Below are 26,797 nucleotides of genomic sequence, written 5' to 3'. Positions count from 1 at the left end.
TTATAGCGTTTCCCAATCACATCAGAATACACCCCACCCGCCCTATCGGGCACCCTCCCCGCTAGCCTACGGTGTACACACATCTCTGTTCAAAATCAAAATCGTCGTAGATCCCCCTAAATCCCCCTTTTCAAGGGGGACTTTGAGAGACATTTGCCCCCTTTTTAAGGGGGTTGGGGGATCGAAAAACCTGGGAGACAACTCTAAAAGACTTGTGTGTACACCGTAGCCCCGCTAGCGGGGAGGGTTGGGGAGGGGTTCTTTTGTACTTCATCGGAGTCGGAAAGGGTATAATTTCCTCTCTAACAACCCAAGTTCTCTAAAAAGAGGACTACTAAAAAAACTATCAAAATCCAAAATCCTATGCAGGAAGAACAGCGGGAAACCTCATTAGAAGTAAATAATGAAAAAGCTTTACAGCAACTCGCTTGGGCTATTGAAAACTCTGCGGGTAAGTTTAAGCTGATTTTGGCAAGGTGTAATTATGCGAGTTTGCGATCGCGTATTATATCCAGGTTAATAGAAATCTGTCCGGTAGAAATTAGTGTGTTGCAGTTGCGGGAGTCGGGGAGAACTCTGTTTGCTGCGATTGGGGAGGAATTTGGTGAGGATTTACCTGCTGCATTGATGGTTTTGGGTTTGGATAGGGTGGAAGGACTTCCACAGATGTTGACGGCAGTAAATCAGGTACGGGAGGATTTTCGCAAGCATTTTCCGTTTCCATTGGTGTTGTGGATTAATGATGATGTTTACAAGCAATTAATGCAGTTTGCCCCAGATTTTGAAAGTTGGGCAACTAGTAAAAATTTTGTAATTCAGCAGGATGAGTTAGGAAATCATTTTCGGGATATTGCTAATTTATGGTTTAGCAATAATTTGAGATTGGGTGAAGATGATTATTTGGTAGATGATTATTTAATATTAAAATTAGAATTAGAAGCAGCGCAAAGAGATTTATTAGGTGATAAAGATTTTTCCAGTTCTCAAATTTTAGATTGGGAATTAGAAGCTGATTTAGAATGCTTGTTGGGTTTTGTTAATAAAAATATTAATCAAAAAGATACAGCACTGGAACATTATCAAAAAGCTTTAAGTTTGTGGAGACAAGTTGATCGTGTAGAAAACAAATTAGCAGATGAATCAAATGAAAGTAACTTACATAATGGAAACAAATTAGAACGTCAAGTAAAGATTCTTGGAGAAATTTGTATTTGCTATTATTTAAAAGCTATTAAACATACAGATAAGAATCATCTTGACTGGCAAGCTACGAAGAATTACATTCAAGAATATTTAGGTTTGATTGAGAATAATCAAAGACTAGATTTAATTAATCATGATAGCGTTATATTTGGCGAAATCCTGCGAAATTTACAGGAATGGAATGTTTTAAAAAAGATATTTACTCAATTATTAGAAACGCATCGCGCAGAAAATAAACCGCTAGATTTGGCGAGAGATTATGGATTTTTAGCTGAAGCTGCTTTGGGTGAAGAAAATTGGCGAGATGCTAATAGTTATGTTCGGCAAGCATTGGATTTAATAAAACACCTCTCCCCAACCCCTCTCCGACGTGGAGAGGGGCAAGAAAATACTTCTTTGACAACAGGCTCCCCAGTATCCTCGTTTCCAGGCTCCAGCCTGGAAATGACTTTCTCAGAGGCTCTGCCTCTTGTTAGAGAATCGAGGCAGAGCCTCGGTGAATCCGTTCCCACGCAGAGCATGGGAATGAGGGAAAATTTAAAGCCTCTCTCCTCGCAGGAGAGAGGTTTGGAGAGAGGTCTATATCTATGTATTTTAGCTAAGTCTCAATATTATTTAGGTGAGAAATCAGAAGCAATTAGCAATTTAGAAACAGCGAGGGAACTAAGCAAACCTCTAGCAGACGTAAGACTTTATCTAGATATATTAAACTATTTACAAAAACTGTATTTTGAGCAGAAAGAATATCTCAAAGCTTATGATATTAAACAAGAGCAATTTTCTGTCGAACAGCAATTTGGTTTACGGGCTTTTATTGGTGCGGGAAGATTGCAGTCATTTAAAGGTGATGGTTTTAGTACAGAAAATCAGAGAAATATTCAACATAATAAATATAGCGAAAAAGTCGCGCCGGAAATAGCTGCATCTACTCGTCAATTGGATGTAGAAAGATTAGTTGAACGTGTTGGTGATACTCAGCATAAGTTAACGGTAATTTATGGACAGTCGGGTGTGGGTAAGAGTTCGCTGGTAAATGCGGGACTTGAGCCAGCTTTGAAAAATAAAGCGATTGGGATTAAAGATAATTTACCTGTGGTAATGCGAGTTTACACGAATTGGCAGGAAGAATTAGCAAAACAAATTGGATTTGAAGGGTTAGGTTCTACGATATTTGAGAAATTAACAGAAATTGAACAGCGTAATATTCGCACGGTTTTAATTTTTGACCAGTTTGAGGAATTTTTCTTTGTTTGCACGGAACCAGAACAAAGGCTAGAATTTTTTGGATTTTTGGCTGATTATCTCAATCTTCTTTCGGTAAAGGTAATTTTGTCGTTGCGGGTGGATTATTTGCATTATTTGTTGGAATGCAACAAATTATCAAGTATGAATATTATTGGTAATGATATTCTCAGCAGTAATGTTTTGTATGAATTGGGAAATTTTAAACCTGACGATGCCAAATCAATTATTCAGCGTTTAACTGAGGGTGCAAATTTTCCTTTGGAAGCTGCTTTAGTTGATAAATTGGTGGAGGATTTAGCGGGTTCCTGGGGAGAAGTGCGTCCAATTGAGTTGCAAATTGTGGGGGCACAATTGCAAGCTGAGAATATTAATACTTTGGCGAAATATGATTTATTAGGTAATCAAAGTGGTGAGAAAGCCAAGGAAGAATTAGTTAAGCGCTACTTGCAAGCAGTTGTGAAAAACTGCGGTACAGAAAATATGCAGGTGGCAGAATTTTTGTTGTATTCCCTGACGGATGATAAAGGAACTCGTCCGTTGAAAACTCGTGCGGAATTAGAGCGAGATTTAGAGGAATTGGTTAATAGTTCTCATGGATTAGATATTCACCAATTAAATTTAGTTGTAGAGATTTTAGTTAAATCTGGGTTGGTGTTGTTGTTGCCAGAAAAAACTGATGACCGTTATCAATTGGTTCATGATTATATTGCTGTGTTTATTCGTCAGCAACAGGAACCAAAATTAAAGGTGTTGATGGATGAATTGGAGAAGGAAAGGGAACAAAGGAAAATCAGCGAAACCAAGTTAAATAAATTTCTCAAACGTGCTTTGACTGGTTCAATAGTTGCGGGATTTGGTCTGGCTTTATTGTCTGTAACGGCAGGTTATCAAGCATGGGAAGCAAATAAGCAAAAACAACAAGCTGATGAGCAAAGACAACAAGCTGATGTTAACGCAGTGGAAGCACAGCTAAATTCTTCCGATGCACTTTTTAATTCTGGGGAAACTCGTGATGCTTCAATTGCAGCTTTAAAAGTAGCAGGAACCCTAAAACAAGGAAAAGGGGTCACAACAGCCAACCAGATGCAGACGACAGCAGCATTACGAGAAGCTGTACATTCAAATTATCCATTTACTGAACGCACAACCCTGATTGGGCATAGCGATGCGGTCAATGGTGTGGCATGGAGTGCCGACGGCAAAACCCTCGCTTCTGCTAGTGGCGACAAAACCATCAAAATCTGGGATGCAACCACGATTAAACCACTCAAAACCCTAACTGGGCATAGCGATAGGGTCAGAGGTGTGGTATGGAATGCCGACGGCAAAACCCTCGCTTCTGCTAGTTCGGACACAACCATCAAACTCTGGGATGCAACCACGGGTAAACTACTAAAAACCCTAACTGGGCATAGCTCTGCGGTCAATGGTGTGGCATGGAGTGCCGACGGCAAAACCCTCGCTTCTGCTAGTTCGGACACAACCATCAAACTCTGGGATGAAACCACGGGTAAACCACTCAAAACCCTCACTGGGCATAGCGATGGGGTCATAAGTGTGGCATGGAGTGCCGACGGCAAAACCCTCGCTTCTGCTAGTTTGGACAATACCATCAAACTCTGGGATGCAACCATGGGTAAACCACTCAAAACCCTTGCTGGGCATAGCGATGCGGTCTATGGTGTGGCATGGAGTGCCGACGGCAAAACCCTCGCTTCTGCTAGTTGGGATAATACCATCAAACTCTGGGATGCAACCACGGGTAAACCACTCAAAACCCTGAATGGGCATAGCGATCACGTCTATGGTGTGGCATGGAGTGCCGACGGCAAAACCCTCGCTTCTGCTAGTGACGACAAAAAAGTCATTTTATGGGATTTAGATTTTAATAATTTAGTTAAAAGTGCTTGTAGTCGTTTAGATAACTATTTACCTTTCCGTGCTGAAGTTTTAGGCGATTTAAAGTCATGCCAAAGTCCATCTGTTTTAGCTAGGGCTGCTGAGATGTTGGTGGTTCAAGGGGAAGAACTAGCGAGAAATGGGGATGCTGAGGCTGCGGTGACTAAATTCCAGCAAGCACAGAAGTGGAATCCGCAGTTAAAATTTGACCCTGAGACGAAAGCACAGGAAGTTAAGGATCGAAGAACTGTGGAATAGCGCTAATAATATGATTCAAAATTGGTCACAATGGTGGAAATCAAGATAATTTTCTCAATTAGTGCCAAGCTTGCATTAATCCATGTCCTTGCATAGGTTTATCGATTAGGCATGAAAACATAGTTATCATTCTTCATCCTCAACATCCACAGATAAAGCCTCCAGTTCTGCCTCCAATTGCTTAATTGTGGGTAAACTTCCTTGCAATTGTTCCGGTAAAATATCCCGTAGCTGATAAGTTGAAACTCCAATTGGTTTATTCATTTCCCGCAGAGCATATTCTACAATTGTTTGATTCTTCGTCTTACATAAAATCATGCCAATTGTTGGTTTATCATCTGGATGACGTAATAAATCATCGACAGCCGAAACGTAAAAACTCATTTTTCCGGAAAACTCAGGTTTAAAGTCTTCAATTTTTAAATCAATCACCACATAACAGCGTAAATGTAAATGATAAAACAATAAATCTATATAAAAATCTTGGTTTCCAACTTCCAAGTGATATTGGCTGCCAACAAAGGCAAAACCAACCCCTAATTCTAATAAAAAATCACGAATATGTTCTATTAAAGCCTTTTCTAAATCGCGTTCTTGCGCTTCTTTTCCTAAACTGAGAAAATCAAAATTATAGGGGTCTTTTAATAATTGTTGCGCTAGTTCAGATTGTGGTTTTGGTAAGGTATTTTCAAAATTAGTAGTCGCCTTGCCTTGACGGTGATATAACCCACTTTCCATCTGATGCACTAATATATTTCGACTCCAGCCATTTTCTATAGTTTTTTGGACATACCAGAGTCTAACTGAAAAGTCTTTGACAGCATCCAAAATACGGACATTATGTCCCCAAGGAATTAGTGCAACAACCTGTTGCACAATTTGCTCATCTGGGTAAGCCTCAGTAAAAGCTCGCATATACTTAAGATTCCGGGCGGAGAATCCTTTCATATCTGGGAAAGCTGCTTTTAAATCTTGAGCGAGACGTTCAATAACTTTTGCACCCCATCCCTGCTGTTGCTGTCTGATGATAATTTCGCGTCCAATTTGCCAATAAAGTAACACTAACTCACGGTTAACAGATAAAGCTGCTTTGATTTGAGCGCTGCGTATACGTTCTTTTAACTCCCGCAAAAATTCATCATAGCTATCCATTAGTGATAATTTATCCGCCATAACCCAAACCGCATAAATTATCTTTTATTATCGCTTCTAATCTCGCCGACTTCTCAAAGCGCTCCGCGCAATCCCGTCGAATTCGATTAATTGTGGAATTTAATCCTTCGCTGTGAATGCAACCTAGTCAATAGTCAAAGCGATCGCATTTCTTTTGGAAGTGCGATCGCTTACTGTGATCAAGAATCAAATTGATTTCACAGCAAAAATTAGTATAATAAGATATTGAGATAATTTAAAAGAACGATAAACAAAGGTTCTATGCCAACTATCTCAGTATTTGTACGCTATTCAACTGTAACACTTTTTGCCAAGTTTCTTGGCTGATCCACATCCAAACCACGTCTAGCAGCGATATGATACGCCAATAGTTGCAGTGGAATCACCGTGAGAATTGGTGATAATAACTCATCAACATTCGCCACAGGCAGCAAATCATTAAAAATTTCTCCAGCTTCCCCATCTGTAATAGGTGTGACACCAATTAACCGAGAATCTCTAGCTTTGGCTTCTTGAGAATTAGAAATCACCTTTTCATAGACACTTCCCGGCATTGCGATCGCCACCACTGGAACCTTAGCATCTAGTAAGGCGATGGGTCCGTGTTTCATTTCCCCTGCTGGGTATCCCTCAGCGTGAATATAGCTGATTTCCTTTAATTTCAAAGCCCCTTCTAAGGCAATGGGGAAGTTGATTCCCCTACCCAAAAAGATGAAATCTTGGGTTTCGGCGAATTCATGGGCTAAATGTTCGGTGAGTTTTTCTTGCTGTTCCAAGGTAGATTCAATTTCTGCCGGGATTTGTCGCAATCCTTCTAGAATCTCCTCCATCAATTCCCCTGGGATACTTTGGCGACGATAGCCCAAATCTAACGCCAAAGCATAAAATGCCATTAATTGAGCAATAAATGTTTTGGTTGCAGCAACACCAATTTCAATTCCCGCCAGAGTATTAATGATGTGGGGTACCATATGTCCCAAACTGCTTTCGGGACGATTGGTAATACCTAGTAGTTTCGCTTGATACTTACTTTCTCGACCTTGGCGGCGATCATTTTCCATTGCTAGGGCGGCGATGGTGTCGGCTGTCTCCCCTGATTGAGTCACCCCAATAGTAATGGTGTTGGCTGTTACAGGGGCAGGTGAGTAACGAAATTCAGAGGCATATTGAACTTGAGTAGGGATATCTGCTAACTGTTCCAGTAAGTATTTACCCACAAGTGCCGCGTGCCAACTCGTACCGCAGGCAACTATTTGAATTTGTTCTAAATCTGCGTAAAGTTCGGCAGGAATACCAAGATTGATGGGAGAATCTTGGTTTGTTTCAGCTTTCCAATCAAGATTAAAATAAGCATTCAGGCTAGCACGGACAACTTCTGGTTGCTCATAGATTTCTTTGAGCATAAAGTGTTTGAATCCCTGTTTTTCCACCATGGTGGGACTCAAATTCAATAATCTAGGTTGTTTTTTCAACCTTCTACCAGAAAAGTCGTAAACTTCTACCCCTAGTGGTGTGAGACGGGCGATTTCGCCATTTTCCAGAGGTAATACAGCACGGGTGTAAGCAACAATAGCAGGTGTATCGGAAGCACAGAAAAATTCACCCTGCCCAAAACCAATAACTAAAGGTGCCTGCTGACGAACTACAATTAATTCATCAGGGCAGTCTGCGGAAATTGCGGCAATGGCAAATGCACCTTCCAGTTGATTTACAGTCTTCAGGACTGCGACAAAAAATGGCGAAGTAGCAGAATTAGTATCTTCAGAGACGGCGATTTCTTCGAGGAAAAACTGAGAAATTAAATGGGGGATGACTTCGGTATCGGTTTCCGAACGAAACTCAACTCCCGAACTCTTTAATTGTTCGCGCAGTTCCCGGTAATTTTCAATAATCCCATTTTGGACAACTGCGATACGATTAGTTGTATCCATATGGGGATGGGCATTATGTTCCTCCGGTTTCCCGTGGGTTGCCCACCGAGTATGTCCGATACCAATTGGTGCTGGGGAATCTACCTGTTCCAACTTAGAACGGAGATTAACTAATTTTCCTTTAGCCCGAACACAATTAACTTCACCTTCCCAAATTGTGGCAATACCTGCGGAGTCATAACCCCGGTATTCCAGCTTTTCTAGTCCAGCTAATAATATTTCCGTCGCTGCTTGAGTCCCGATATATCCTACGATTCCGCACATTGCTAACACCACTCTACTGTTCCCGTCTATTATACAAGCAGTATTAATGAGCTACTGGAACGATCATCTGAGGTTAGAAAGTAACGTTTAGAGTTTTAAGCGAAGCTTGCGGGACGTAATAAGCGATCGCACTCAAGATCTAACATACAAATTTTAAGCGATCGCCTACGGTGGTAAACTACGCCTAGCGCTGGGAAATGCCATCATTGAGTCTTGGCAATTAAAACTACAATTCTCCAAGCAGACAAGGTTTAACTCAATTTTTCTGCTAACCAATTACGAAAGTTAGGATGATACAAACTGTATCGGATTTCTTTATTTACTTGATGCTGTTGTAAAAACTCAAACCAATTTTCCAAAACTTCTTCCACATCAAATATATCTGCATCAAGAGTTGGTGGATTTGTCTGGTGAATCCTTTGAAGTATTGTACTTGCTGATATACCTTCATTTTCGGGAGTTGCGAGAACCTGCAATATTTTCATAGCAATATCTGAGAAACCCTCACCTTGCATTTGCTGCCAATGTTGGGTAAATGCTTGTTCATCATCCCAGTTTTTTAAGTCATGTTGGGATAAATCGAGAATTTGCGATGGTGCTTCGATGAGTAAACCGGATTTTTCGGTTTTGAAGGGACGACGGGTGAGGAGAAAATAAATACCTGGGGGAAGATATCGGGGAAGATATAACAGGTTTGTTCCTGGTGGTTGGTTGTTGGGGTTAATTGTATCTAGTGCGTCAATGGCGATTATTAGCTTTTGGTTGGGTGCGAGTTCGTCGCTAATTTGTTGGAGTAATAAGGACAAAAACCAACTTCCCTCCGTTGCATTATCGGGAAGAACCCCCCTCTGTCCCCCCGTGTACGGGGGGAAGTTAGAATCTTGCCCTCTCTGTTTCTCTTTATACGGAAGGAAGTTAGAATCTTGCTCCCTCCCCGCTAGCGGGGAGGGTTGGGGTGGGGTAATCAAGGAATTATGGAACTTTTCAATTAATTGACTACAAACATATTTGAGAAATTCTTCAGCAATATTTTTATTTTCTATTTGAGCGTTGTAATAAATAATATTGATATTTGAATGGGGATTGAAACTAGCAAATTGAGCCAGAATAGCACTTTTACCGCTACCGGGAGAACCAATGATGGTGAAATAACCCCGGTTATATTTGTGGAGAAAATCATTAATTGCAGTAAAAATAAATTCGCAGTTAGTAAAATTATGGCTTTTTTCTAATATTATTTTTTGAAATTGGAAATCTAATTGAGGTGGGGTGTTCATGACTGTACCTCAATATTTTCTAATTTGAGGAAATGCACCTTTCCCGATGCATCACCTGCGATAATTGTTGTACCATCGGGGGTAATAGCACAGCAACCGATACTACCTTCTCCGGTAAATGTGGCAATTTCCTTTCCTGTGTAGAAATGCCAGATTTTGACTGTTTTGTCCGAAGAACCAGAAACCACATATTTCCCATCGCTGCTGGTGGCGATCGCATTTACCGAATCACTATGACCACTGAGGGTGCGAATTTCCTTTCCTGTTGAAAATTCCCAAATTTTGACTGTATTGTCAGCAGAACCAGAAACGACATATTTACCATCGCTGCTGAGTGCGATCGCACTAACCGAATCACTATGACCAGTCAGGGTGCGAATTTCCTTTCTTAGTTTTATCCAATTCCAAATAAAGTTGAAAAATCTTTTGTTTATAGTTTCTAATTCCCAGATTTTGACTGTATTGTCCCTAGAACCAGAAACCACATATTTCCCATCATTCCTCAGGGCAAGCGCACTAACCCAATGACTATGACCAGTCAGAGTGCGAATTTCCTTACCTGTTCCTAATTCCCAGATTTTGAGTTTTTTGTCCCTAGAACCAGAAACCACATATTTACCATCCCTGCTCAGGGTGATCGCCATAACTGAATCACTATGACCAGCCAGGGTGCAAACTTGCTTACCTGTTCCTAATTCCCAGATTTTGAGTTTTTTGTCCCTAGAACCAGAAACCACATATTTACCATCCCTGCTCAGGGCAACTGCATAAACCGAATCACTATGACCAGTCAGGGTGCGAATAACATTACCTGTGTAGAAATCCCAGATTTTGACTGTTTTGTCCGAAGAACCAGAAACCACATATTTCCCATCGCTGCTGGTGGCGATCGCACTAACCCAATCACTATGACCAGTCAGGGTACAAATTTCCTTCCTTGTTCTTAATTCCCAGATTTTGACTGTATTGTCCCCAGAACCAGAAACGACATATTTACCATCGCTGCTGAGTGCGATCGCACTAACCCCATTACTATGACCAGTCAGGGTGCGAATTTCCTTCCTTGTTCTTAATTCCCAGATTTTGACTGTATTATCCCAGGAACCAGAAACTACATATTTTCCATCGCTGCTGAGTGCGATCGCATTAACCCAACTACTATGACCAGTCAGGGTGCGAATTTCTTCTCCTGTTCTTAATTCCCAGATTTTGACTGTATTGTCCGAAGAACCAGAAACCACATATCTACCATCATTGCTCAGGGCGATCGAACGAACATCACTACTATGACCAGTCAGGGTGCGAATAACATTACCTGTGGAAAATTCCCAGATTTTGACTGTTTTATCCGTAGAACCAGAAACTACATATTTCCCATCGCTGCTGAGGGCGATCGCACTAACCCAATCACTATGACCAGTCAGGGTGCGAATAACATTACCTGTGGAAAATTCCCAGATTTTGACTGTTTTATCCGTAGAACCAGAAACTACATATTTCCCATCGCTGCTGAGGGCGATCGCATTTACCCTACTACTATGACCAGTCAGGGTGCGAATAACATTACCTGTGGAAAATTCCCAAATTTTGACTGTTTTGTCCCTAGAACCAGAAACTACATATTTCCCATCATTGCTGGTGGCGATTGCATTAACCCAATCACTATGACCAGAAAGGGTACGAATTTCCTTCCCTGTGGACAGTTCCCAGATTTTGACTGTTTTGTCATCTGAACCAGAAACTACATATTTCCCATCATTGCTGGTGGCGATCGCATTTACCCTACTACTATGACCAGAAAGGGTGCGAATTTCCTTTCCTGCGGACAATTCCCAGATTTTGACTGTTTTGTCAACAGAACCAGAAACTATGTATTTCCTATCCCTGCTGAGGGCAAGCGCACTAACCCAATCACTATGACCAGTCAGGGTGCAAATTGCCTTTCCTGCGGACAATTCCCAGATTTTGACTGTTTTGTCCCCAGAACCAGAAACTACATATTTCCCATCGCTGCTGAGGGCGATCGCACTAACCCAATCACTATGACCAGTCAGGGTGCGAATAAAATTACCTGTGGAAAATTCCCAGATTTTGACTGTTTTGTCCCTAGAACCAGAAACTACATATTTCCCATCATTGCTGATGGCGATTGCATTAACCCAATCACTATGACCAGAAAGGGTACGAATTTCCTTCCCTGTGGACAGTTCCCAGATTTTGACTGTTTTGTCATCTGAACCAGAAACTACATATTTCCCATCATTGCTGGTGGCGATCGCATTTACCCTACTACTATGACCAGAAAGGGTGCGAATTTCCTTTCCTGCGGACAATTCCCAGATTTTGACTGTTTTGTCATCTGAACCAGAAACCACATATTTCCCATCATTGCTGGTGGCGATCGCATTTACCCTACTACTATGACCAGAAAGGGTGCGAATTTCCTTTCCTGTGGACAGTTCCCAGATTTTTACTGTTTTGTCATCTGAACCAGAAACCACATATTTCCCATCATTGCTGGTGGCGATCGCACTTACCCCATCACTATGACCAGAAAGGGTGCGAATTTCCTTTCCTGTGGACAGTTCCCAGATTTTTACTGTTTTGTCGTCATCTGAACCAGAAACCACATATTTCCCATCATTGCTGGTGGCGATCGCACTTACCCCATCACTATGACCAGTAAGGGTGCGAATTAAAGGACTTCCACCAGGAGGTGTGAGAGAACCTGTGAGACAACGGAAGCAAGTCTTATTAGTTTGCGATATTTGCTCTAATAATTTTTTGATTAAATCTTGTTCTTGAAAATAACACAAACGTCCTGATAATTGCCCAGCTAATTGAGTTTTATCATCAGTGATGACGGGAAAAGAGCGAAATAAAGCATTGGAAATAATCCTGAGGGATTCTATTGCTTCAAAATTACACTCTGGATGATTTGCATATTCGGTATTATCAATTAATTTATAGTCTTCAATCAGTGTTTGGATGCCAAAGTAACAATGATGGATTTTCGCTTCAATAAAATCGTAATTACTCAATAAATCACAATATTTATGGATATCCCCACCATCTAACAATAAACGCGGGCTTTCACCCAAAAAATGTTCGATTTCTTCCGATGTTTTTTCTGCCAACCAAGCGCGAAGATTACTCATAAAATCAGCCCCTCGGTCATATTATTGGCAACCTCAGCGCCAATATCTGGTAAATTTACCCCCACAGCTTGGACAATATCCCGACGGTGCAAAAATTCTCGAAAACTCTCGTGATAAAATCGATAACGTGGTGGTTGATAGCTTTCCTGTTTCTGTAAAAATTGTGCCCATCCATCCAGAACTTCTTGCACAGTCAATGCATTCTGCTTGGAATATTTAGCAATCACCTCACGAGAAGCAGCACTACGTAAAGCACACATGACATAAACAATTTTGATTTTATTTTTCGGCAAAGGTTTAGCTGTCATCCCCATAATATGCCAGTGGTTTTCATAATATCCTTCTAAACCCACAGGCAATTCATTCAAAGGCTTATCTTTGTAATAACCTTCAGCGATGGCTGGTAAAATACACCGCAAATACATAAAGTTATTTTCACTTTTCACCGCAATTGTCTCAACAAAATCCTCATGGGAAATATGATTTTGCTGTTGAATCCATTCCGCTAAACCCTGCTGATATTTGCCATCGCTTAATAATTCTCGAATATACTCCTTGACATCCTGCACACTTTCTTGGATTTTCTCTCTCAAATCCAACTCTTGAGTCGGGATACTGGGGGAAAGATTCAGCCTTTTTTCATTTTGATTATAGGGTCTTCTGGTGAGGATAAAGTAAACACCGTCGGGGAGAATTGTTGGTAAATATAATATATTTGCTGTGCCTTCCTGGTCAACTTCATCCAGCGCGTCAACAACAATAATTAATCTTTCTCCAGTGGATAACTTTTCCTTCGCTTTAGTCAATAAAGTTGATAAATCCGCATCAGCGACATCTGGTAATTGAAAACGAGCAATTAACTGTTGGCGAATTTTCTTCAAAAATAATTCAGGACGATTAGTTCCCTCGGCACGAATATTAAAAAAGCAAATAGTTTCTGGATTATCTAATACATATTTTGCAGAAATGGCACTTTTCCCCATCCCCGCATCACCAATAATAGTGAAATAGCCATTTGGGTTATTTTGGAAGAAATCCTCAATCGAATCAAATACAAATTTTCGTCCGCAAAATAATTGTGTTTTTTCGTAAATTAGTCGTTCAAACTCTGCTGGTAACTGCTGTTGAGGATACCAGTCTTTAACATCAACTATATCTGTAGGTTTAATTTTCAGAATTTTTGCAATATTCTTAACAGCCTGTCTTTCAACCCCGTTTGGACAATCCTTAGTACCAAGTAGGCGCTTAAGAGTATCAACCGACACTATTGCCTGCCGTGCTAACTCATCTTGTTTTAATCCAGCTTCTTTATAAGCTTGCTTGAGTCTGGCTTTACCTGACTCACTCGATCGCACTTTATCAGATTCACGCATTGCCGTAACGGAGTATTGATACTTGTATATAAACAATAGCGAATTAGTTGTTTCCCGAACTAGGGCAAATAGATTTTCTTTACTTCCCTATCTGCCCTAAATTACCACACAGCAATAGGGCAAACACTCAATACAAACAAAACCCATTTGCCCTGGCATGTATTTTTTAGTCTGAGTAGGATACCAATATCACGAACAAACAACACAGCATTTCGGAGAATCACCATGCAATTTAATTTTTTCAAACCCCAAAATAACGACGACTACAGCGATATCAAACAAGAAATTATCCGCGAATTATTGCGAATGACACGTAAAAGCTACAACCTCGCGTTAAGTATTACTGCTGCATCTGCCTTGATTACTCTCTTTGGTGTTGGACTTTTATACTTTGACAAAGTGTCTGAAGCTAGTCTCACAGCATCAGGTGGAGTGTTGACGACTTTACTTAGCGTTCAACATACCAAAGATAAAAAGGAAGAATTGTGCGAGATGTTAAAGCTACTTTCAGAGAAATAGACCACTTTGTAGGGGTTTAGCAATGCTAAACCAGGTTGATGTTGCTTTGTGACTAGCATTCGTCAGGTTACGCGTAGTTTACCACCGTAGCGAAGCTTGCGCGACGTAAGTCGTTCGCTATATTTGTAGAATGAGGATGCGCGGTAAAATATCAGAAAAACCTTTATGTTGCTACAAGAATTGCAGGAGCAAGTTTTTAAGTTACCACCAAGCGATGCCATTATTGAGTCTTTACAAAATGATCTAATCCCCCAACCTAATCGCTCTGATGCAATCCGTCGAATGCGCGGTTTGTTAAAAACAGATCAGCCAGCACCGACGGATGAAGAAGTAGCTGCAATGTTGGAAGAGCGACGAGTGGAGAAAGATCCACTTTTAAAATTAATTGGTTCTATTAGTGTAGATATTCCTGACTTAGCAGAAAATCATGACTACTATATTGGACAAACACTTACAAACTTTGCCTTGCCATGAGTTGAGCAAATAACCCTTTCTGCTGTGCCAACTCTTCAAAACTTCCATGTTGGGTAATTCTACCATTTTCAAATACATAGATGCGATCCGCTTTGCGTATGGTGCTGAGACGATGCGCGATCGCTATTCTGGTAACTTGCAGTCTCTCTAAGCTTTCACTGACGATTGCCTGGGTACGGTTATCTAAGGCGCTGGTGGCTTCGTCGAATAATAGTATACGTGGTTTCAGTACCAATGCCCTAGCTATTAGTAACCGTTGCCGTTGTCCTCCAGAAATATTCCCACCACCTTCACTAATTACAGTATGCATCTGCATGGGCATTGACTGGACATCTTCAGCAAAACCTGCCATCTTGGCTGCTTCCCAGCATTCTTCCATTGACACCAAGGCACCACAGGCGATATTTTCATAAATTGATGCAGAGGTGAGACGGCTATTTTGCATCACGACTCCTAGTTGCCTTCTCACGGCGTTGATATCTAAACCTGCCAAATCTTGACCGTCGTAATAGATACTACCTGATTCTGGCACATCAAAACCCAATAACAACCGAAACAGGGTTGATTTACCGCTTCCCGATGTCCCCACAAAAGCAATAAATTCCCCTGGGTTGGCATAAACGGAGACATCATCCAAGGTGAGAGGACCATCATCACGGTAGCGGAAAATGGCATGTTCCACATTTAATCTCCCCGTCAACCTTCCCGGATCAGCTTTATTGCTATCTACTTCTGGTTCAGCTTTGAGGATGGGTTGTGCACGTTGCCACAGGGGAACAATTTGGAGAACATCAATTACGGTGGTGCTGAGGCTGGTGGCACCTCCAATAAATATCCCAAATGCCGCATTGAAAGCCAGGAATGTCCCGGTGGTGAAGCCTTTACCCCCCGTAGCTGCGGCTTCTTGGATGGAGGTGGTGGCAACGAAAAACAGGACAGCGGTGGTTAAGGAAGGAAGAATTTTGTTAATTACAATCACTATATCTTCCACACCTTGGGTACTCAAAGTTAATTTGAGTTGTTGGGTGTATTGTTTCCCCCAATAGGCAAAGGCACGAGCTTCGGCACCTGCTACTCTGAGTTTGGTGACACCGTTAATTAATTGCACCATCACCCCAAAAATTTGTCCTTGGAGTTCCAGTTGGGGACGTACTTTTTTCAGGGTAATTATCCCGGAAACCACGGTGACAGCAATGTTGATGAAGGCAACGAGGAGAGCCACAAAGGCAAGGGTGGGACTGTAGTAAAATAGTAAGCCGAGATTTAGTAGGGAAAAAACGCTGGAAAATATCGATTTAATTACCGTTGTTCCCAGCATTTGCCGAATTTGACTAATGGATTGGACACGACTTTGTAAGTCACCAATGGCATATTTGCGGAAAAATGAGGCTTTGAGTTTGAGTAACCGATCCCACACTGCCGCTTGGGTGGAAGCATCTGCGTAGGTTTCCAACCGCATCACCGCTAATCCCTGCGCTAGTTGAAATAAGGTACTACCAAATGTGGCAGCAATTAATACTCCAGCAATTTGAATTAGTAAGTCGCGGTTGGTGCTGGGAATTGCATCATCAATCAGGATTGCAGTGACTTGGGGTGTGAGCATCCCCAACAAAGTCACAATTACCCCCGTAGCTAAAACTACGAATATCTCTCGATAATGTCCGCGAACTGCGAACTGAAGTAAATCGAAGGTGGTGAGGTTTTCCTTATCAGGAAGGGGACGGTAGAAAACATAGGCGCATTTTGATAGGGTTCTGGCGCGTTTGGCGGTGAGCTTGAGACGTTTGCGGAGGATGGGGTCAAACATCTCATAACTGGTGCTGGAGGTGGGTAAAAGCGCCACTGGGCGGTCGTCTTCCGCCGTATACCCCAGCATAGGACCACAATCCTTTTGCCACCAATCATCAGTTAGTTGGATACGACGCATTCGCATCTGGGAAGCACGCGCGATCGCATCCAGCGGTTCTTGCACTCTCCGCATATCTTCCGACTTTGCTGGGGGACGAATTTTAATCCCTAGCATTTTTCCCACTGCACCCGCTGCAATGAGTACCGCTTCGTAGTTATCGGTGACTTCTGCGGTAGAATCAGGTGTAACAGGCATTGGTTGCGATCGCACAACCTCCACAAGCTCACCCAACGTCTCCGTCATCATTTGTCGATTTAAGCGATCGCGTTCTTGAAATCGCTGCCTTTCTTGCTGCTTTTCTACCTCTTCCAACAAATCTATGCAGCGTAAAAAGTAATTTTGAACCTGATCTACACCCGCCAACAGTATATCTGCATCATCGATGGTATCGGTGTGTAACCGTTCAAATTCAACAATTTCCTCAGCAATTACCCACATATTCGCACCCAGTGGCATAATTTCATCCCCCGGTTCCAACCCTAACTGAGGAATTCCCATCCACCGCAACCTTCCCACCTGCATCCTAATCCAACAAACAGTATGGGGATAGGATTGGAAAATTTCCCCCATCGCTAACGACATATATTGAATCGCTGCATCGGGGACACTGGGACGTTCAGTACGGATACTTTCTAAGATTTCCCCTAACTGGTGAATCCAACGTTCCACCAAATTAATCACGGTGCGTTTTTGGCTTGCCAAAGATGTCTCAAAATCCGTTTTTGAAACCCTCGTTAACTCTGACTCTTCCAAAGAAACCGCCAAAATTTGCCTAATTCCCTCCTCCTTCGTATCGTGGGGAGTGGAAAACATCGCTTCTCCAGCTTTCACCGTAAACAAAAAACGCCGTGTTCCTTCCGGAGTGCCATTTTTTACATTAATAGCAAACAGCGCAAAGGAACCAGACTGCACAACCCAAATCGCCCTTGGGTCATCCAGGAGAATCGGTTCATTCCCATTGAACCGATATTTTTCTCCAGGTATATCTTGGATTTCGTGGATATTTTGCAGCATTTGTTATACCTGTTTACTAGCACCGGAGAATTGATCTATATATTTTTAATACAGTTATTTAGGGCTTGATAATAAAAATATATGCAATTGTTTGCAATTGAGATTCAGCTAATACTATCGCTTGATAGAGAACAGAAAAACAAGCTTTTAACTCTGAAAACCATACCTGTCAATGGGTAAGTCCTAGATCAATGAGATTATATAGCGTTTCTCAGTCTAGTGAGGTACAGATTAAAATCTATATACTTTGAAATATAAGCTTTGCATCAAAATTGGTGTACTTCATCTGCTAGGGAAACCCTATAAACTATATTTCCGTAGCTAATATGACTCAGTATTTAATCCTAGAGACTTCCAAATAAATATCCCAAAATTTCTTGTAGGCATTTTGCCTGCTACTAATACAAGAACAGGCAAGACTTCGGCGTGAGCGCTCAGTCCTTACCTCCGGTAAACTTCGTTCCGACAGGCTCAGGAAGCATCGAACGCTGCCTATCCCACAATATTGGATCATCTTTTTTGTGGAGTTATCCTACATCTCTAACATACGCCAAAATGTAGATATCTGGATCTATCTTTATAGAGAGGTTAAAGATTCAAATATCGTCAAATATAGGAAAAGAAAGAGAAAAAGAATTTTGGCGTTGTTGGGTAATAACTTATGATATCAGTATTTTTAACAGTTCTAGCTACTGCGCTCAGTTTACTAGTTGTAGATATCATCTTCCCAGGAGTTAGTATTGCTAACTTTCCTGCTGCGATGATTGCGGCTGTAGTTGTGGGCTTGATTAATGGTTCTGTAAAACCAATTTTTTCAACTTTATCTTTACCAATTAATATTGTCACCCTGGGAGCTTTTTCCCTAGTTGTAAATGGCTTTTGCTTCTGGTTAGCATCTGTAGTAGTTCCGGGCTTTGCAGTGCGTGGACTGGTTGCATTTATTGCTGCTCCCGTAATTCTATCTTTGACAAATACCCTCATTAATAATTATTTTGTCGAGAAGAATCTGGCTTTGAATTCTGGTGGCAGCATCAATAAAACTAACTTGCCATCTAACTAATTTAAGGATCTTTATTCTTTATATTTCCAACATTCACAAACACATTAGGTAATTATGAAAGTATTACGTTATATCTTGGCGATTCTCATACCTCCATTAGGTATATTCCTCACTTATGGAATTGGTCAAACTTTGATCATCAGTGTACTATTAACTTTGTTAGGATGGGTTCCTGGAAGTATCCATGCAGTATGGGCTATTTCTAAGCGCGATGAAGCTATTTCTTTGGGACAAAGGGAAACAACCTAAGTACGAATATAGTAGATATTCAAAAGACGTTCCACTGGAACGTCTTTTGAGTGGGTAAATCTCAAAAGCAGATGATTTACCAATCATCTGCAAAATAGATCACTTCCGAGGATGAAATATTAATTGCCACACCATATGTGTCAGAATGATTCCAATCATATTTTGGCGCACCTCTAGTATCATCAATGACTAAAATTTCATATTTAGATGGAACTTTGGGTAAATTATCTACTTTCTCGCTGGAATTTTGATCATCTCCTAAAGATAAATCATATTTAAAATTCACACGTATTCCCTGGGGACTCACTTCTTCCTGGGGACTACTATTCTTGATATCTCCAGGAATATATTTACGCTTGGCTTTGTTTCTAAATTCTGCTTGTAGAGATTTAATTTTTTCTGGAGGTAATGTCATCTTCAAGCGAATAATTGTTCCACCCTGTAAAAATCCAGGTTGGAAGTAAAATTTAACATTTTTAGCATCGGTAGGTATAGTTCTGGGAAAATGTTTGATAATTGGAGCATTCTCTCCAAAATTGGTAAAAATTTCTTTGTAGCGAGAAATATTAGTGGTTGATTTTGTTTCCTCTTCAAAGCCTTTGCCTAATAGATAGAGAAATACCCCACCACCAATAATTCCGAGTCCTCCAATTGTCGCTAGGGCAATTAAGATGATTCTGAATATTTTTTGACTAATAGTTTTTTGCTGCATCAGGTAAATTTGACAGTTGGTATGGAATATATTGATTAATGACTATACAACCGTCCCATTTAATTTCGCCAGATATACAGTATCTTTAAGTTAGTGTAAGACTTCTAGAGAGAGTGCGATACCTACGGTGGTAAACTACGCATCAGCTACTTTACCTTGAATATTACGTTCACCGTGGTATCGTATTTGTGGCTATAACAGGATCCCAAAGCTTAAATATGCAACTAATTAAAAAAAATAATATCTGGAAAAAAATAATTTACTTTTGCCTACCAATTATCTTAATTGGTTTATTTTTTGCGAACTTCACTTCACCATCTGTAGAAATTGTTGGTGCAGATTTCATTGGAGAAGCAGTATTAAAAACTGGGACTTTATTTCAGAATACCCAAGTTGGAGGTTTATCGGGCATTACCTACGATGCCAGCAATCAAGTATATTATGCCATATCTGACGATCGTGGAGATAAAGCTCCAGCTAGATTTTATACATTGAAAATCGATTTAAGCAAAGGTAAGTTGCAACAAGGGGGAGTTGTTCCCGTTGGTGTTACTTTACTTTTGGATGCTCAGGGTAAAAATTTTGCATCCACAACCACTGATACAGAAGGTATCGCTTTAACCCAAAAAGGTGACATATATGTGTCATCTGAGGGTGATGTGGGTAAGTCAATTAACCCATTTATCAAAGAATTTACTTTAGCTTCTGGTAAAGAAGTGAAAACATTACCCGTACCCGAAAAATTCTTACCAACATCTAGTAAACGTGGTATCCGCAACAACTTGGGATTTGAAAGTCTGACTGTTACACCTGATCATCAGTTTCTCTACACAGCCACAGAGAATGCATTAGTTCAAGATGGCTCGGAAGCAAAACCTAATACTAGTAGTCCCTGCCGAATTTTGCAATATAATCTTGCTACTAATCAAGCAGAAAAAGAATTTTTATATCCAACAGAAGCTGCACCAGCAACAATTAAAATTATTAATAAATATGCTAATGGTTTACCTGATTTAGTTGCATTAGATAATCAGGGTAATTTGCTAAGTTTAGAACGGGCTTTTACAGGCTTTGGCTTTTCAGTCAAATTATTTAAAGTTTCCTTAGAAGGTGCAACCGATATTCGTAATATTGATAGTCTTTTGGCAACCGACATTGCAAATATTCAACCAGTTCGCAAGCAACTACTTTTAGACTTGGGAAAAGAGAATGTTTTGCTGGATAATATCGAAGGTTTAACATTAGGTTCTCAATTAGCAGATGGACAACCTTCGTTGATCTTGATTAGCGATAATAATTTTAACAAGCTTCAGCGCACTCAAATACTGGCTTTGCGCTTAAAGACAGAATCTTCTTCACCCATTTTGAGATTCTTTCGCCAACTTGTTCCCAATTCTAATAAGTAAATACATTGACACTCCCCATGCCTAAAGGCGAGGGGATTCTTACTTCACAGGGATTCCAACGAATTTACCCTCAGCAAGCATCTTGACCGTATGACCTACGGCTGCAAGTCCGCGTATTGCGACTACTTGAGCGGCTGCAACATCTCTATCGGTTGTATAGCCGCAATTTGAACAAACATGAGTACGCTCAGAAAGCTCTTTCTTCCCTGTCTCAATTCCACAGTTAGGGCAGATTTGACTTGTTTTTCGTGGGTCTACTTTTTGGAAATAGACATCACGTTTAAAACAAGTTTGTTCAAGGATGTTGAAAAATTGACCAAATCCCGCATCAAGGCAATGTTTACCCAATATTCCACGAGACAAGCCAATTAGATTCAAATCTTCAACAAACACCATCCCTGCGTCGTCACAGATTTTGTGAGACAGCTTTCGATGCCAATCCTTACGACAGTTAGCAATGTACTCATGCAATTTTGCCACTTTCTTCTGTGCTTTTTTCCAATTGTTCGAGCCTAAGCGTTTTCTGGAGACACGCTGTTGCAGCAATTTAAGCTTGCGTTCGGCATCTACAAAAAACCTCGGACGTTTGACCAAAAGCCCACTAGAAGTGGCGACAAAACTTGTTAAACCAACATCAATTCCTACCGCTTCCCCGTGAGGTAATGGTTGAGGTACGTTGACATCCCATTGGACGGTTAACATTGCGTACCACCCAGAAACCCGCTTAACCACACACGCTTGCTTAATGACTCCACCGTCAGGGATAGAGCGAGATTGGCGCACTTTTACTGCTCCGATAACGGGTAATTTTACATACCCATTACTTAATGGATTTACACCCAATTGAGGAAAGGAGAAAGAGCGCATTCGCCCCGACTTTTTAAATCTTGGGAACCCATGATTTTGTTCCCACATACTTACAAAAGCCTTCTCAAGTCGCCTTAGCGTCTGCTGCAATGACTGAGCATTTACCCGTCGCAAATGCTCTGACTCTTTTCGAGCAGCAGTTAAAGACTTGCATTGACTCGCAAAAGTTGGGCGGGGAACATCGGCAGGAATAATGTAACAACTATGGGTGCTACAAGCATTTACCCGACAACTACGAGACTTATACCAGTCTTTTCGCTCTGCTAACGCATGATTGTAAACCCGCCTATGGGTTTCCAGCCATTCCTCAAACATTGTTATTTGGTTCTGAGTTGGCTTGAGCTTAAATTCGTAAGTCAGGTTGAACACTTTCATCACCTCCTGACTGTATTCTACACTAAACCTACTATTCGCTAAAATGATTTTTAGGACTGCGAATAAATTCGCAAACGCACCACACCCCTATAGTTAGAAACTAGGGGCACTGTGCGCGTTTCCGGTAGATTACACGTAAATCAGGTACGGAGATGAAGAATGAAGCTGTGGTGGTACGGGCAGCGTTCGATGGTTCCTGAGCCTGTCTAAGGACTGAGCGCTCACGCCGAAGTCTTGCCCGCTGTAGGTGTACCTCACTAAGATAAAATCTCCTATGTCTGTAAAATTTGTTTGCAGCTAAGTATAACGGTGCAGCGGCTTCTCTGGGAGTAGTATGTAACGGAAAGTAAAGTTATCCAAAAATCCTTGTGTAACTCGTTCCTTGTCTCCGGCAAGGAATGCATGTCCTTTGGCTCTGCCTCCACTCCAGATAAGAGGCGAAGCCTCAAAGTCAGGGTTCCCAGGCAGAACATAGGAACCAGTCAATGACACAAAAATTTTATGAAAGAAAACTGTCGAAATTCCATCACAGTCAACAGCTTAGGCACAGCCCAAATGTTTGCGCTTACCACAACTGCCCTTCGACAAGCTCAGGGCAACACCTAGTGCCTTGTCACAACGACAATTTTCAATAGCCACCTACTTAGGGTTACTTACGCGCTTATCAATGAGGGTGAACAACCGTACTCATAACCGTAGAAGCAAGGTACACCTGTACGATGCGTCCCATTCTTTTTTCCGATTGCTTAAACCAGGCAATGACGGATTTTGCCTCTTCTGAATCATTCATTTATTCAAAATATTTGTGGGAACAGTCTAGAAACAATTTCAGTGAATACACTGATTTTATTTGTGGCTATAGTTAATCGTTTTTCCTGTTTCCGTGTAATTTCTCATATAGATTAGTAAATAAATATGTTAAACCATGTTTAGTAGGTTTTACATAGGTCTACTAACCACTATTTATAAATGCTTGATGTTTATTTAAACTTAATTTCATTTAACCTAATTGACTCTATAAAAATAAATGGGTTTTTGCTAGATAAAATAAAATAGTACATATCACTGACTAAATAATAATCTGATTTTCTCCGCATAATAATATATATCTTTTTATGTTACAAGCTCCAGTTAATAATTTAGTGATGGCTAAAATAGATTTAGATGACTACATAGGAAAATTTCTAAACAATCGCTATTTAATTAGAGAATTAATTGGTCGTGGAGGCATGGGTAGGGTTTACTTAGCAGAGGATACTGCTAAAGGAGGGCTGCCTGTTGCTTTGAAGATTTTGTCATTAAGTTTGGCAAATCAGCAAATGTCACAGCGTTTTGCTAGAGAGATTTTTATTGGTGCTCAATTAGGACGTAAAAGTAAGCATATTATTAAAGTTCTAAGCTATGGTCTCACTGATGATAAAATCCCATTTTATGTGATGGAATATCTTCAAGGGACAAATTTGAAGAAGTTGATTAAATCATCGCCTTTAGATCTTTCTGAGTTTATCAAAATTATTACTCAAATTTGTTTGGGTTTACAATGCGCTCATCAAGGTATTAATTTAAAAGGAGAAATATATCCAGTTTTGCACCGCGATATTAAGCCAGAAAATATATTTATCGCTGAAGATAGCAAAGTGGGTAAAGTTGTCAAAATACTTGATTTTGGAATTGCTAAATTTTTAACTGAACGAGCGGGAATGACATTAACGGAAGCTTTTATTGGTAGCTTACCTTATTGTTCTCCAGAACATATGGAAGGGAGAAAACTAGTAGATGTGCGTTCTGATATCTATAGTTTGGGTGTAATTATGTACGAGATGTTAACAGGTATTCACCCTTTTGAGTTAACCAGCAACTCGTTTGGTAATTGGTATCAAGCACACCGTTTTCAGACACCACCCGATTTTTCAGAAATTGTTCCTCAGCTTGAGATTCCAGATAGTTTACAAAGATTAGTTTTGAGTTGTTTGGCAAAAGATGTCAAAAATCGTCCTCACAATTTACGAGTAATTTTAGATAAATTAGAAGATATTCAAAAGTATCTTAATGGTGAGGTTACACATGTAGCTAATAATAATTTCACTTCTAAATCATCAGCATTACAATTAGTTCCTGTAACTGAAGTTACAGAAAAAATTTGTTTGCAAAAAACCTGGCCCCGTAATAAACCAGTATCACCAATTTGCTTTCCTCATCTATTACAAACTAATCAAGGTAGTATCCCAACTCTATGGGCAATGCTACCCAAAGCTGAAATTTCAAAATTAAGCAAACAAATTAATTGTACAGAATTTATTTATCAGCCGAGCCTTTATCCAGTTATTTTGTGGGTGACGGCATTATGTGATGGTGATTTTGGTTTAACACGCTGGTTATCTTATTTTTTAGATCTTCAAGATAGTAAAAGTCAAAAAGTTGCTCAATCTCTAGCTAGTAATGGTTATTATCATTTATTATTTTTTGCTTTGGAAGATCCAACAAAATGTCAAGATGTGATGACTATTATGTTGAGTGCATATCAGCGTCAAGCACTGATGGATTGGTTAGAACAAAGCGAAAAAACAAAATCATTGATTGCTATTGATGATAGTAAAGCCATTCTGAAGTCACACTATGAGAAAATTAAGCCAGAAATTATTGGTGCGATCGCTGAAAACAACAAAGCCTTGAAAACTGGTATGAAGCAGTGGTTTAAAAAAATCCTCTCTAGGACGTTCAATGCTTTATCCCGTCCCGTATTCTAGATGTATAAGCTAGATATTACCAATTTTTAATCATGTAAAATCTTCAAAAATATTTTTATTTATATCGCTACATCTTTATTTAGATAAAATTTGAGGTATTCAAGGTGGAAGAGTTAACTGATATTTCCTCCCAAGAAGGGGAACTGATTTCTAATCGCTATCAGTTGAAACAACTAATTGCAACTGGAGGAATGGGAGAAATATTTCTGGCTCATGATATTTTGCTGGGAGGAACACCAGTTGCAATCAAATTTTTGTCTGGTATGATTTCAGACTCAAAAATGCAGGCTGATTTTGCCCATGAAGCACGAACATGTGCAATTCTGAGTCAACGTAGTATTCACATTGTCAAGGTGACTGACTATGGAATCAGTAATGCCGGAAAGCTTTATTATATAATGGAATATTTAGAGGGTAAAACATTAAGCGATTTGCTACCTTTGTCTTTACCTACATTTCTCAATATTACGTTTCAGATTTGTTTAGGATTACAATGTGCCCATGAAGGGATAAATATAGATGGCAAGATATCTCCGTTAGTTCATCGTGATATCAAACCAGCAAATATATTAGTTGTTTCTGACTTAATTTTAGGTCAATTAGTGAAAATATTAGATTTTGGGATTGCCAAGTTTTCCCATAATCCAACATTGATTAAAACTCATCAAGATGTTTGTGGAACTTTGCCCTATTGCTCTCCTGAACAACTAGAAAATCAAGAACTAGATTGTCGTTCTGATATATATAGTTTGGGTGTATTAATGTTTGAAATGCTTACAGATCATAAACCATGGAAACCAGATACTGATTATTTGGGAGCGTGGTATACAGCACATCACTTTCAGTCACCCCGTACTATTACATCTGTTAGTCCTAATCTTCAGATTCCCCAAGAATTGAATCAATTAATTATGGCATGTTTGGCAAAAAATCCTCAAGATCGTCCCCAGAGGATAGGTGAATTAATTGCAGTTATTCAAGATTTGAAAAACTCAGCGATGAAGTTACCATCTTTATATACCCAAGCTGCTAAATCGTCTCCGAATATAATTAATAAATATTCATTAGCCAATACTGGTTTAAGTAAAACAATTGAAAAAGCTTGTTGGCAACTTCCTTGGAGTAAAGATAAACCAATCCGACAAATTGTATTTCCCCTCCATCTGAATACGGAAAATGGAAAGATCACAGCTTTATCACTGATGATGTCTAAGTCGGAAATTGAAAAATATGTTACATCGACTCACTATAACGAGTTTGCTTTTATTGCTGCACCCTATCCAACGTTGTTGTGGGTGACTCTACTTTATAGTCGTGAATATGGGAAAAAATGGCTACCATGTTATTTGGATATGCAGAATAGCCAACATTTAAAACTAGTAGGATCTTTGGCTGAGTGCGATCGCTATCCGTTGATATGCTATACCCAGGAACCACCCCATGATTGTTTGACTGTTTTAGCTGCCACCATCAGCCTACAACAACGACAAATGCTCAAAACCTGGTTACAACAGTCCCAAACTCTTCCATCCGCACCAGCAGGAAATTTTCAGTTGAGCAAAAACCTGCTAAAACAACACTACAAAGAAATTCAAAGCCGTGTTATGAGTCAATTTGTTGACAAAATCTTATATGCAAGCAGTCAGTCATAAAAAAATTGTCCGATATAGTTGACAAATTTATC

The 26,797-nt window shown here is 40.2% G+C and carries 16 protein-coding genes; 8 read left to right on the top strand and 8 right to left on the bottom strand.

Features of this window, described 5'->3' with window-relative positions; translation table 11 throughout:
* Positions 1 to 363 precede the first annotated feature (363 nt).
* Positions 364 to 4,605, top strand: coding sequence for a WD40 repeat domain-containing protein (locus CAL6303_RS16275; protein WP_015198907.1), 4,242 nt, complete (start codon positions 364 to 366; stop codon positions 4,603 to 4,605).
* Between the two features lie 126 nt (positions 4,606 to 4,731).
* Here the strand turns inward: CAL6303_RS16275 and CAL6303_RS16270 are convergent, their stop codons facing one another.
* From CAL6303_RS16270 to CAL6303_RS16250, 5 genes are all read right to left on the bottom strand, one after another.
* Complete coding sequence (locus tag CAL6303_RS16270) at positions 4,732 to 5,778, bottom strand: PDDEXK nuclease domain-containing protein (protein WP_015198906.1); 1,047 nt, start codon at positions 5,776 to 5,778, stop codon at positions 4,732 to 4,734.
* 287 nt (positions 5,779 to 6,065) lie between these two features.
* Positions 6,066 to 7,973 carry a glutamine--fructose-6-phosphate transaminase (isomerizing) gene (gene glmS / locus CAL6303_RS16265; RefSeq protein WP_015198905.1) on the bottom strand — a complete coding sequence of 636 codons (1,908 nt, stop codon included), beginning with the start codon at positions 7,971 to 7,973 and terminating at the stop codon, positions 6,066 to 6,068.
* A 251-nt stretch (positions 7,974 to 8,224) separates the two neighbouring features.
* Positions 8,225 to 9,250, bottom strand: coding sequence for a hypothetical protein (locus CAL6303_RS16260; protein WP_015198904.1), 1,026 nt, complete (start codon positions 9,248 to 9,250; stop codon positions 8,225 to 8,227).
* Positions 9,247 to 12,408, bottom strand: a complete 3,162-nt coding sequence (locus CAL6303_RS16255; protein WP_015198903.1) for a WD40 repeat domain-containing protein — start codon at positions 12,406 to 12,408, stop codon at positions 9,247 to 9,249. Before CAL6303_RS16255 ends, CAL6303_RS16260 begins: the two co-directional genes overlap by 4 nt.
* Positions 12,405 to 13,781 (bottom strand): helix-turn-helix domain-containing protein, encoded by a 1,377-nt coding sequence (locus CAL6303_RS16250; protein WP_015198902.1) that lies wholly within the window; start codon positions 13,779 to 13,781, stop codon positions 12,405 to 12,407. Before CAL6303_RS16250 ends, CAL6303_RS16255 begins: the two co-directional genes overlap by 4 nt.
* A 225-nt stretch (positions 13,782 to 14,006) precedes the next feature.
* On the opposite strand from CAL6303_RS16250, the gene CAL6303_RS16245 reads away from it, so the two are divergent.
* Together CAL6303_RS16245 and CAL6303_RS16240 are read left to right on the top strand one after the other, a co-directional pair.
* A complete protein-coding gene (locus CAL6303_RS16245; protein WP_015198901.1) occupies positions 14,007 to 14,300 on the top strand; it encodes a TRADD-N-associated membrane domain-containing protein in 294 nt (97 codons plus the stop codon).
* Between the two features lie 165 nt (positions 14,301 to 14,465).
* Positions 14,466 to 14,774 carry a hypothetical protein gene (locus tag CAL6303_RS16240; RefSeq protein WP_015198900.1) on the top strand — a complete coding sequence of 103 codons (309 nt, stop codon included), beginning with the start codon at positions 14,466 to 14,468 and terminating at the stop codon, positions 14,772 to 14,774.
* Here CAL6303_RS16240 and CAL6303_RS16235 read toward each other — a convergent pair.
* Positions 14,752 to 17,697 (bottom strand): NHLP bacteriocin export ABC transporter permease/ATPase subunit, encoded by a 2,946-nt coding sequence (locus CAL6303_RS16235; RefSeq protein WP_015198899.1) that lies wholly within the window; start codon positions 17,695 to 17,697, stop codon positions 14,752 to 14,754. The genes CAL6303_RS16240 and CAL6303_RS16235 overlap by 23 nt on opposite strands.
* Positions 17,698 to 18,358: 661 nt before the next feature.
* Here CAL6303_RS16235 and CAL6303_RS16230 point away from each other — a divergent pair.
* Both CAL6303_RS16230 and CAL6303_RS16225 read left to right on the top strand, forming a co-directional pair.
* On the top strand, positions 18,359 to 18,757 hold the full coding sequence (locus CAL6303_RS16230; RefSeq protein ID WP_015198898.1) for a phage holin family protein: 399 nt from the start codon (positions 18,359 to 18,361) through the stop codon (positions 18,755 to 18,757).
* Positions 18,758 to 18,811: 54 nt separating this feature from the next.
* Positions 18,812 to 19,006 carry a YqaE/Pmp3 family membrane protein gene (locus CAL6303_RS16225; RefSeq protein WP_015198897.1) on the top strand — a complete coding sequence of 65 codons (195 nt, stop codon included), beginning with the start codon at positions 18,812 to 18,814 and terminating at the stop codon, positions 19,004 to 19,006.
* A gap of 76 nt (positions 19,007 to 19,082) precedes the next feature.
* Here CAL6303_RS16225 and CAL6303_RS16220 read toward each other — a convergent pair whose 3' ends face one another.
* A complete protein-coding gene (locus CAL6303_RS16220) occupies positions 19,083 to 19,718 on the bottom strand; it encodes a hypothetical protein (RefSeq protein ID WP_015198896.1) in 636 nt (211 codons plus the stop codon).
* A gap of 218 nt (positions 19,719 to 19,936) precedes the next feature.
* Between CAL6303_RS16220 and CAL6303_RS16215 the strand changes: the two genes are divergently transcribed.
* Positions 19,937 to 21,124, top strand: a complete 1,188-nt coding sequence (locus CAL6303_RS16215; protein WP_015198895.1) for an esterase-like activity of phytase family protein — start codon at positions 19,937 to 19,939, stop codon at positions 21,122 to 21,124.
* A gap of 39 nt (positions 21,125 to 21,163) precedes the next feature.
* Here CAL6303_RS16215 and CAL6303_RS16210 read toward each other — a convergent pair whose 3' ends face one another.
* A complete protein-coding gene (locus tag CAL6303_RS16210; RefSeq protein ID WP_015198894.1) occupies positions 21,164 to 22,360 on the bottom strand; it encodes an RNA-guided endonuclease InsQ/TnpB family protein in 1,197 nt (398 codons plus the stop codon).
* Between the two features lie 1,121 nt (positions 22,361 to 23,481).
* Here CAL6303_RS16210 and CAL6303_RS16205 point away from each other — a divergent pair.
* Complete coding sequence (locus CAL6303_RS16205; protein WP_015198893.1) at positions 23,482 to 25,113, top strand: serine/threonine protein kinase; 1,632 nt, start codon at positions 23,482 to 23,484, stop codon at positions 25,111 to 25,113.
* 104 nt (positions 25,114 to 25,217) lie between these two features.
* Positions 25,218 to 26,765: a serine/threonine protein kinase gene (locus CAL6303_RS16200; protein ID WP_015198892.1), complete on the top strand. Its 1,548-nt coding sequence runs from the start codon at positions 25,218 to 25,220 to the stop codon at positions 26,763 to 26,765.
* The last annotated feature ends 32 nt before the right edge of the window (positions 26,766 to 26,797 follow it).

It is taken from the genome of Calothrix sp. PCC 6303 (assembly GCF_000317435.1).
In the GTDB taxonomy this organism is placed as follows: domain Bacteria; phylum Cyanobacteriota; class Cyanobacteriia; order Cyanobacteriales; family Nostocaceae; genus PCC-6303.
The sequence above is the reverse complement of the archived record's forward strand: the minus strand, read 5'-3'. Positions and strand labels throughout refer to the sequence as shown.

Bases quoted from the DNA above. Each gene is read 5' to 3' on its own strand.
- CAL6303_RS16205 (WP_015198893.1), top strand. From the start codon at position 23,482: ATGTTACAAGCTCCAGTTAATAATTTAGTGATGGCTAAAATAGATTTA.
- CAL6303_RS16250 (WP_015198902.1), bottom strand. From the start codon at position 13,781: ATGCGTGAATCTGATAAAGTGCGATCGAGTGAGTCAGGTAAAGCCAGA.
- CAL6303_RS16270 (WP_015198906.1), bottom strand. From the start codon at position 5,778: ATGGCGGATAAATTATCACTAATGGATAGCTATGATGAATTTTTGCGG.
- CAL6303_RS16230 (WP_015198898.1), top strand. From the start codon at position 18,359: ATGATATCAGTATTTTTAACAGTTCTAGCTACTGCGCTCAGTTTACTA.
- CAL6303_RS16260 (WP_015198904.1), bottom strand. From the start codon at position 9,250: ATGAACACCCCACCTCAATTAGATTTCCAATTTCAAAAAATAATATTA.
- CAL6303_RS16240 (WP_015198900.1), top strand. From the start codon at position 14,466: ATGTTGCTACAAGAATTGCAGGAGCAAGTTTTTAAGTTACCACCAAGC.
- CAL6303_RS16245 (WP_015198901.1), top strand. From the start codon at position 14,007: ATGCAATTTAATTTTTTCAAACCCCAAAATAACGACGACTACAGCGAT.
- CAL6303_RS16255 (WP_015198903.1), bottom strand. From the start codon at position 12,408: ATGAGTAATCTTCGCGCTTGGTTGGCAGAAAAAACATCGGAAGAAATC.
- glmS (WP_015198905.1), bottom strand. From the start codon at position 7,973: ATGTGCGGAATCGTAGGATATATCGGGACTCAAGCAGCGACGGAAATA.
- CAL6303_RS16275 (WP_015198907.1), top strand. From the start codon at position 364: ATGCAGGAAGAACAGCGGGAAACCTCATTAGAAGTAAATAATGAAAAA.
- CAL6303_RS16220 (WP_015198896.1), bottom strand. From the start codon at position 19,718: ATGCAGCAAAAAACTATTAGTCAAAAAATATTCAGAATCATCTTAATT.
- CAL6303_RS16235 (WP_015198899.1), bottom strand. From the start codon at position 17,697: ATGCTGCAAAATATCCACGAAATCCAAGATATACCTGGAGAAAAATAT.
- CAL6303_RS16215 (WP_015198895.1), top strand. From the start codon at position 19,937: ATGCAACTAATTAAAAAAAATAATATCTGGAAAAAAATAATTTACTTT.
- CAL6303_RS16225 (WP_015198897.1), top strand. From the start codon at position 18,812: ATGAAAGTATTACGTTATATCTTGGCGATTCTCATACCTCCATTAGGT.